We start from the raw sequence: 8851 nt of genomic DNA on the forward strand, positions 1-8851 counted from the left end.
CTTTTTTTTGTATATGAAATTGTATTATACTTTTCGTTTTCGTAGTAAGATTATCAATAATGTTGTAAATCCCAGAAGATAGGGATAATAGAGATTCTGCATTATTTCAATGGGAGATATCATAGCTAGTCCGGATGCCATCAGCAATTGAGCGCCATAAGGTATAGTTCCCTGTACAAAACAAGAAAAGATATCTAAAATACTGGCCGATCTTTTAGCTGGGATATTAAAATTTGTGGCAATGTCTTTAGCTATTGGTCCAGCCATAATGAGTGCAATCGTATTGTTTGCGGTACATAAGTTGGCAAAGCTAACCAAGCCAGCGATGCTAAGTTCGGCGCCTCTGGCGGTTCTTACATGAGAAGTAAGCTTTAATATGATCCAGTCAATCCCACCATTAAAGCGTATCATTTCCAGAATACCTCCAGCAAGAAGTGTAACAATTATCAGTTCTCCCATATTATTTATACCTAATCCCATGGAGGCGGTCCATTCCCAAATGCCGAATCCACCCGTCAGTAAGCCTACAAAACCGGATAATACGATTCCAATCAATAAAACTAGAAGTACATTAACTCCGGAAATGGCAGTAATGAGAACTACAAGATAGGGGATAACCTTAATCCAATCGATTGTTACCGAACCTGTATTCGGAAGTGCAGATTGAGAAGTGATAATATAAATGAGAGTGGTAGCAACAGCTACAGGAAGAGCAATTAGTACATTCGCCTTAAATTTATCAGACATGTTGCATCCCTGGGTACGTGTTGCTACGATTGTTGTATCCGAAATGAAAGAAAGATTGTCGCCAAACATAGCTCCTCCAACTACAGCACCAACCATAAGGGAAAGATCCAGTCCCGTTTTCTGAGCAATACCTGCCGCAACGGGTGTAAGGGCTATGACAGTTCCTACAGAGGTGCCTACCGATAGCGAGATAAAACACGCAGTGATAAATATTCCGGCTACCAATAGATTGTCTGGTAAGATGGACAAGGCTAGATTTACGGAAGCATCGATGGCGCCCATTGCTTTGGCGGTTTGGGCAAAAGCTCCGGCAAGAATAAAAATCAGCACCATCAATAAAATGTTTGAATTGGCTGCCCCCCTGCAAAACTGCTCAATCCTGTTATTGAGTTTTCCTCCTTTCGATTGGGCAATTGCAACAACCGATGCTATTGAAAATGCAACTGTGATAGGCATTTTATAGAAATCGCCGGCAAGAATAGATACCACCAAATATGTAAAGAGAAAAACGACCAAAGGAAATAAAGCCCATGCATTGGGTGTATGGTTGTAAGGTGTTTTCACCGTATCCTTATTATCCATTATACCGTTTTTAGAATGAAAATCTTAGAGCAATACGTACACCACTCTTTTTAATATTTGAATTGTCAAGATAACTCAATCTTCTGAAATAATCAACGCGAAGAATCTTGAAGATATTCTCCAAACCTACACTTGCTTCCATGTAAGGACGATCTCCTAACGGTTGTGTTCCTTCAGGGAACATAAAAAGATCAGGTGTCTTCATTGGGTTGTTCTTGTCAGAAAGTCCGCCGTATATTGCATTAAATGAAACAACTTCACGAAGTTTAAGCCAGTTTACTCCCGGAATTCTATTTAATATCCATCCCTTCAGGTAATAAGTTACATCCAGAGATACATACTGATCTGTTACAAATTCAAGAGCACTCATCATATGGAATGCTTCGGGTTGAATGGTGATAGACTGGTTTGTATTGGGTAAAATAAGTAATGGAAATGGAGCTTTGTCCCATACCTTACCTGCTTTTATCTTTGTGTCGATATGTCCGAACGATGAAAGCCAAATACGTTTCTCAGCAGAAGCCTCCGTATGGTTATAACTATACTCACTTCCTAATACATTGTTCAGTCCCATCTGATGGGAGATCTTAAACACCGGAGCATCCTTTGAAAGGTTGAATACCGACTCTTTCCCGGCTCTTCCACTGTACGGACGTTCACCTGGAGCAAAGCGGAGTTGGACACCTGCTTCACTGGTCGTAATATCATTGATCCGGTACATATTACCGTAGGCATCACGTTTCGTGTAACGGAGCGTACCTGTTGGCTCGTCATTTTGATTACGAACCCATGTCTTGAATGTGAGTCCGTTTAACCATTCTTTCTCATATGATAGCATGGTTTTACGGATGTAGCTCATTTTAGTAATAGGTTCTCCAACCTTCCAGGCAACAAATATATTATCCTTGCTGGTAAACAGGAAGTCCTGGCCAGGAGTATAAATATCGTATTCATGCATCAACGATAAATTATTTCTGGGATTTTCACCCTCGTGATACTGTTTCTTGTTGAATGCCCAGGTCAATTTACCGTTATACTTAAGTTTACGGTCGGTTGCTCCGTAAGCCATAAATCCACTGGCAAAAAGGTGTTTATGGAAATTGGCTGTTGTCATCCCGCCAACCCGCATACGGAATCCCTCAATCTGATTCGCACTGAAAGTCGTGTTCATCGGTCCGAAGTCAAATTTGCTTGTACTACGGTCTTTGCCGGTCTGGATATATCCCGAAATAAGGATTTCGGCCGTTTTAATCATTACATTGAATGCCGGGACCTTACGTAGTTCAGCCAAAAGATCCTTAAGAGCATTTTCTTTTTCTTTTAAAGGCACGTGCCTGTTTGCTACCCAAAAGCTATCCGGTTGGTTTATGGCGCTTTCCAATACGATGTTGCTCCCTAAAACATCAAATACAGAGTCGGGTGGAGTAGAAAAGTTATAATTGTTATAACTCCTCATCTGGTGGGCATAAAGCTGTTGAGCTCCCTTTATTACATAAAAATTAATGAATGTATTTTCCTGATCAAGTACCCAGGTACTGTCTGGCATTTGTTTGAATTCCTGTGTAATTCGCAAATTATCTACGAAGTTTAGATTGATGTTGGAAGGAACATTCAACAGAAACTTCTTGATGGCAAAATGACCATCTGTTGTAACAAACAATCTTCCGGTAAAGCCATAACTCTGACTGTTAAACGGAACAAAAGCCAGGTCAATACATTCGTTATTCCCCACCATTACGGTATCCATAATGTAATATTTGTAATAGGAGGTAGCCAAGGTTGATGAGAGCGGACTCACAAACCGGTTTAGCAGAATGTTAATGTTATTGTCGAAAATGTTGATTCCCTGAAAGATCTCCTGCAGGTTGGAAGTTATTCCACCTTCATCCAGCGATTTGTCAATCCCTTGCAGTTTCTGACCCTTTGTGTAGATCTTTTCTGATTTGGGATCTTTTCTGTAATAAATGTCGGACAATGTTTCGCGAACAGACACCGTTAAAATAGGTTTTCCATTGAATTCGGATGTGTCCAGGTAATTCTTGATAAAACTAAATTTCTTGAGGAACTTATTCTTATCCAGGTTGGGATTAAAATTATCAAGAGCAATGCTCAGCTTCTCATACCTTTCGGATTGATAAGCGCTTTTTGCTTCAATGCGGTTGTCGTTTTTACGCTCAATAACATTGCGAATGAGTTCTACCGCGGGATTATCTTTTTTAGTGTATTTTTCTTTAGTCGGTTTAATTACAACTTCTGAAATCTGAATGGTTGTAGGACGTATTAATATTGATAAAGCTTCGTTTTTCTTTCCTGCCGATAAGTTTACACGCTTGTTTTCGTAACCAAGCGAAGAAACCAGCAATTTGGTCAGCCCCCTGTCATTTTGAAGCGTAAACAAACCATTGTCATCTGTCATCGTTCCAATGGTAGAATTCTCAAAAATTACAGAAACGTACGACATTGGCTCACCTGTAATTGAATCTTTTACAATACCTGAAGCCGATGTGATTCGTTGTGCCAGCAAGGCAGAATTGCTCGATCCGGCCAGAAGCAGGACAAACAGAAATATGTTACGGATAATTTTTGCCATTTAACGCTAATTGTTCCTTTAGGAAAATATTTGTGCAAAGGTACAAGTTTTCTTAAATAAGGAAAGGTTTTAAGCCTTTAATAATCTATAACAGACGTTAGAATACCTAATATATTATTTTGCACTAATCCTTTCACCTGATTGCAGATAGTTAACAAGCAAATAGCGTAATCTGTTCAACCCTCTTATGAGTTTTCAGATTACGCTATGTTATAATGTCCTTTAAGTCCGCTTATTTAGCTTTGTCAATCTGTTCCTGTACAATAGCATCAACAACAGCCACTGTGGTCAGATTCAGAATGTCGCGTGTAGAACTTTCAAGATCTGTGAAGTGAATCGGTTTATTTAATCCCATCTGTATCGGTCCGATGGTCTCAACAACACCCATTTCCAATAAAAGCTTGTAAGCACTGTTTGCCGAGCTCAGGTTCGGGAAAATAAGCGTGTTTACATCCTTGCCTTTTACCTTGTTGAACGGATACGTATCATCTCTTAATTTCTTGTTCAGTGCAAAGTTTACCTGCATTTCGCCGTCGATCTGAATCTCGGGATAGTTTGCGTGCAGATGAGCTATTGCATCGTGAACCTTAACCGGACTACCCTGATTGTCGGCACCAAAGTTAGAGTAAGAGATCATAGCCATTGTAGGCTCGTTGGCAAAGAATTTAACGGCATCGTGGGTAAGGCGAGCAATGTCGATCAATACCTCGGTAGAAGGATGTCTGTTTATAAGAGTATCGGCAATAAAAAATGTTCCCTTCTTGGAGGTTACAATGTTCATGGTGCCAAAATATTTATAACTGGGACGAATACCGATAATCTGTTCGGCAAGCTTGGTGGTTTCAGAATAGCGGCTATATACACCGGTAACAAAAGCATCGGCATCGCCAGAAGCAACCATCATCATTCCGAAACAGTTCCTGTCGTACATCTTTTCGCAAGCTTCGGCATAAGTCATACCTTCACGCTGTTTCTTTTCCACAAGCTTTTTGGCATATCGGCGACAGCGTTCCAGTTCGCGGTCGTGACGCAGATTCACAATCTCCATGCCTTCCATACTGATGTTCTCTTCTTTGGCTATCTTTGCCAAACGGTCTTCGTTACCAAGCAGGATGGGGAAACAGATACCTTCAGCCTTAGCTTCGGCTGCAGCTTTCAGCATATTTACATGGTTTGCTTCGGCAAAAACAACACGTTTAGGATTAGCTTTAGCCATATCCGTAAACGAGCGCATCATTTTGTTGTCGTAGCCCATCATTTCGCGCAGGTGGTTCTCGTATTTATTCCAGTCGGTAATTTCCTTCCGCGCCACTCCGGATTCTATTGCTGCTTTAGCCACAGCACTTGATACGCGGGTAAGCAAACGGGGGTCAAGTGCCTTGGGTATGATATAGTCTCTTCCAAAACTCATGCGTTTTAGTTTGTAAGCTGCATTTACCACATCCGGTACAGGCTCTTTAGCCAGAGAGGCGATTGCTTTTACAGCAGCAAGCTTCATCTCTTCGTTGATTGCTTTTGCTCTTACGTCCAATGCACCTCTGAAAATATAGGGGAAGCCCAGTACGTTGTTAATCTGATTCGGATAGTCGGAACGGCCGGTGGCAAAGATAATATCCTCGCGTGATGACATGGCCTCGCTGTACGAGATTTCAGGATTTGGATTGGCCAGTGCAAATACAATGGGATTGTCATTCATTGTCTGCACCATTTCCTTGGTTAGTACGTCGGCAACCGAAAGACCCAGAAATACATCAGCCCCGCTAACGGCTTCCGCAAGGGTTTTAATATCCAAAGAAGTTGCAAAGGCTTTCTTGGAAGCATTCAGATCGGTACGATGTGTGGAAATAACCCCTTTACTATCGCACATAATGATATTTTCCATCTTTGCGCCCAGCATCACATACAGCTTGGTACATGATATCGAGGCAGCTCCGGCTCCATTTACCACAATCCGTACATCCTCAATATTTTTACCAACCAATTCGAGGGCATTGATTAATCCAGCTCCGGAAATGATGGCAGTTCCATGCTGATCGTCGTGCATAACCGGGATGTCTAACTCCTCTTTCAGTCGGGTTTCAATTTCAAAACACTCGGGGGCCTTGATATCTTCCAGGTTTATACCTCCAAAAGTGGGGGCGATGGCTTTTACTGTCTGAATGAATTTTTCGGGATCCTTCTCGTCAACCTCAATATCAAACACATCTACACCTGCAAATATTTTGAATAAAAGGCCCTTTCCCTCCATAACAGGCTTTCCGGCCAGCGGACCTATATCCCCTAAACCTAAAACAGCCGTACCGTTCGAAATTACCGCAACCAGATTACCTTTGGCAGTATATTCGTACGCATCCAGCGGATTCTTTTCAATTTCAAGACAAGGTTCAGCCACACCTGGTGAATAGGCCAGTGATAAATCTGTCTGTGTACTATATGGTTTGGTGGGAATCACCTCTATTTTCCCCGGTTTTCCTTCGGCATGATACCGAAGAGCATCTTCTTTTGTTATCTTACCCATTGACTTATATATTTTGTAACGTTAGTCGGCTTTAACTTTTAATGTGCTTGCGTTAAACCTTTGAACTTTGCAGACAAAAGTAATAAATTATTATATATAATGGCTTTTTTACTTACAAATAGTTTGGCTAACAGATATAATATCTACAAGTCGTAAATTGTATCTTTCTCTTTTACAAAGCAAAAGGAGGAGAATCCTTTGAAAATTCTCCTCCTTAAATAAGGCTAAACAGATGAAAATGAATTAATATCCGAAGATATCTTCCTGACTTAACCTTTGTATCGGTCCGTAACTTTCAAGATTTTTCAAATCAAGGTCTTTCTCGTCACCAAGGATGCAGTAAATATATTTACGTCCTTTGATCCATTTTTCCTGGAAAGCCTTAACGTCTTGTAATGTCATTTTTTGCACCTGCTCAAACAAAGCTTTTCTGGTATCCGTTTTCAGTCCGAGGTCTTCAGCCTGGATATAATTCCATAACACATTCGACTTGATGATTCGTTCGGTGCGCAGTCTGGTAATTAAACCATCTTTTGCCAGGTTGAACGCCTTTTCTGATTGGGGCATATCATCAATAATGGAATGGAACGCCTTTAAGGCATCAGCCATTTTGTCGTTCTGCGTAGCAATAAACGATTGATAAATATACGGATATTTAAGTTTGGATGGTGTATTTAAGCTGGCACCTGCCGAGTAAGCCAATCCTCTTGCTTCACGCATTTCCTGGAAAACGATGGCATTCATGCTTCCTCCAAAATATTCATTATACAACGAGAGAACCGGATCAATGGCCGGATCGAATGTTTCACCTCTGTTGGAAACCATAGACATATAAATCTGTTTGGCATCATACTTGGCCAATAAAACCTTCGGTTCGGTAATAACCTGTTGCTTGAAGTCGATTCCGGCCGGAACAGGAAGCAACTTCTCGGGAACACGATGTGATTTATTTAATTCGGCAGTAAGAGCCTCCTGCGACATCGGTCCGTAATAGAGGATTCGGTGCTGGAAAGAGGTCATCGTATGGATTTTCTTAATAAGCTCGTCCGGATTAAGCTGTTTCAATTCGGATGCCGATGGTATGTTTTTATCCGGAGAAACAGGTCCCCATATAGCATACTGCATCAATTTATTAAAGTTAGCACCTTGGTTAAGCTTTGCATCGGAACGATTTTTCAATATGTCGGCAGCCAGGTTGGTATAAGCCTCCTTGTTAACCTGCGCATCAGCCAGCAATTCTTCGAACAAAGCCAAAGCTTTCGGCATGTTTTCTCCTAATCCGCTTAGAGACACATAAACTCTTTCGTTGCTGCTGAATACATCGAATGAACAAGCCAGCTTATAGAATTCGGATTGAATCTGTTTAGGTGTCATCTTAGAAGTACCCAGATACTTTAGATACTGGAAAGCAGTACCCAGCAATTTGTCGTTGTTATTACCCATCTCGTAAACGTACAAAATATCAAACAGGTCGTTGGTTACGTTTTGTTTATATAGAACGGGTATATCAGACTTAGCCTTAAACTGTCCCATATCTTTCGAGTAATCAAGAAATACAGGTTCAATAGGAGTCACCTTTGCAGCTTTGATCTCTTCAAGGAAAGCACTGCTTGTGTCGCGGTTCATCACGATAGGCGTGATAGCCGGTTTGGCAATCTTCAATTCGTTGGGGTCTTTTCCCTGTCTTTTGTATACAACAGCATAGTTGTTGCCAAAATTCTTTTTAGCAAAAGCTACCAATTCCTCTTTTGTAATCTTGCTGGTACGATCAAGTTTGGTTACAGCATTTTTCCAATCTACTCCATTAATGAATGAATTTACAAACCAATTGGCCCTTCCGGCGTTGCTCTCCATGCGGTAGATCTGGTAAAGCTTAAGGTTGTTTATCGAAGCTTCGATCAGTGATTCATCGAAATCGCCTGTTTTCAGTTTCTCAATTTCGCCCAACAACAGGTCTTTTGCCTGCTCGAGAGTCTGCCCCTGCTTTGGAGTAGCCATCATAACAAAAGCAGAATAGTCGGCCATAGCATAAGTGCCTGCATTGGCTCTGAGTACCTTCTGCTGCTGAATCAGGTTCAGGTCGATCAATCCGGCCTGTCCGTTACTCATAATCTGACCGATCAGATCAAGCATACCGGTCGAGTCTGCCGCAACACCCGGGAATCTCCAGCCAAGAACAAGATTTTCGGCTTCCAGTCCGAGTACTTCAGCCTGTACAGGCTCCGTAATTTCGGGTTCCTTTGCTAACGAGAGGGTGGGGATTGAGTCACTTTTAGGCATAGTGCCAAAGTAGGTCTTGATAACCTGAATCATCTGATCTGGATCAAAATCGCCCGAAAGACAGATGGCCATGTTATTAGGTACGTACCATGTCTTATAATATTCTTTGATTTTAGTGATAGACGGATTCTTTA

The 8851-nt window shown here is 41.4% G+C and carries 4 protein-coding genes; all 4 read right to left on the reverse strand.

Going from position 1 to position 8851, the window contains the following annotated elements; genetic code table 11:
- Positions 1-24: 24 nt before the first annotated feature.
- Positions 25-1329, reverse strand: coding sequence for a Na+/H+ antiporter NhaC family protein (locus tag AB7E53_RS01485; protein WP_446773737.1), 1305 nt, complete (start codon positions 1327-1329; stop codon positions 25-27).
- 10 nt (positions 1330-1339) lie between these two features.
- Positions 1340-3919, reverse strand: coding sequence for a DUF5686 family protein (locus AB7E53_RS01490; protein ID WP_446773739.1), 2580 nt, complete (start codon positions 3917-3919; stop codon positions 1340-1342).
- A gap of 232 nt (positions 3920-4151) precedes the next feature.
- Complete coding sequence (locus tag AB7E53_RS01495) at positions 4152-6437, reverse strand: NADP-dependent malic enzyme (protein WP_446773741.1); 2286 nt, start codon at positions 6435-6437, stop codon at positions 4152-4154.
- 243 nt (positions 6438-6680) lie between these two features.
- On the reverse strand, positions 6681-8851 hold a 2171-nt coding region (locus tag AB7E53_RS01500), incomplete at its 5' end, for a M16 family metallopeptidase (RefSeq protein ID WP_446773743.1).

This window comes from Macellibacteroides sp. (assembly GCF_050251695.1).
Classification (GTDB): domain Bacteria; phylum Bacteroidota; class Bacteroidia; order Bacteroidales; family Tannerellaceae; genus Macellibacteroides; species Macellibacteroides fermentans.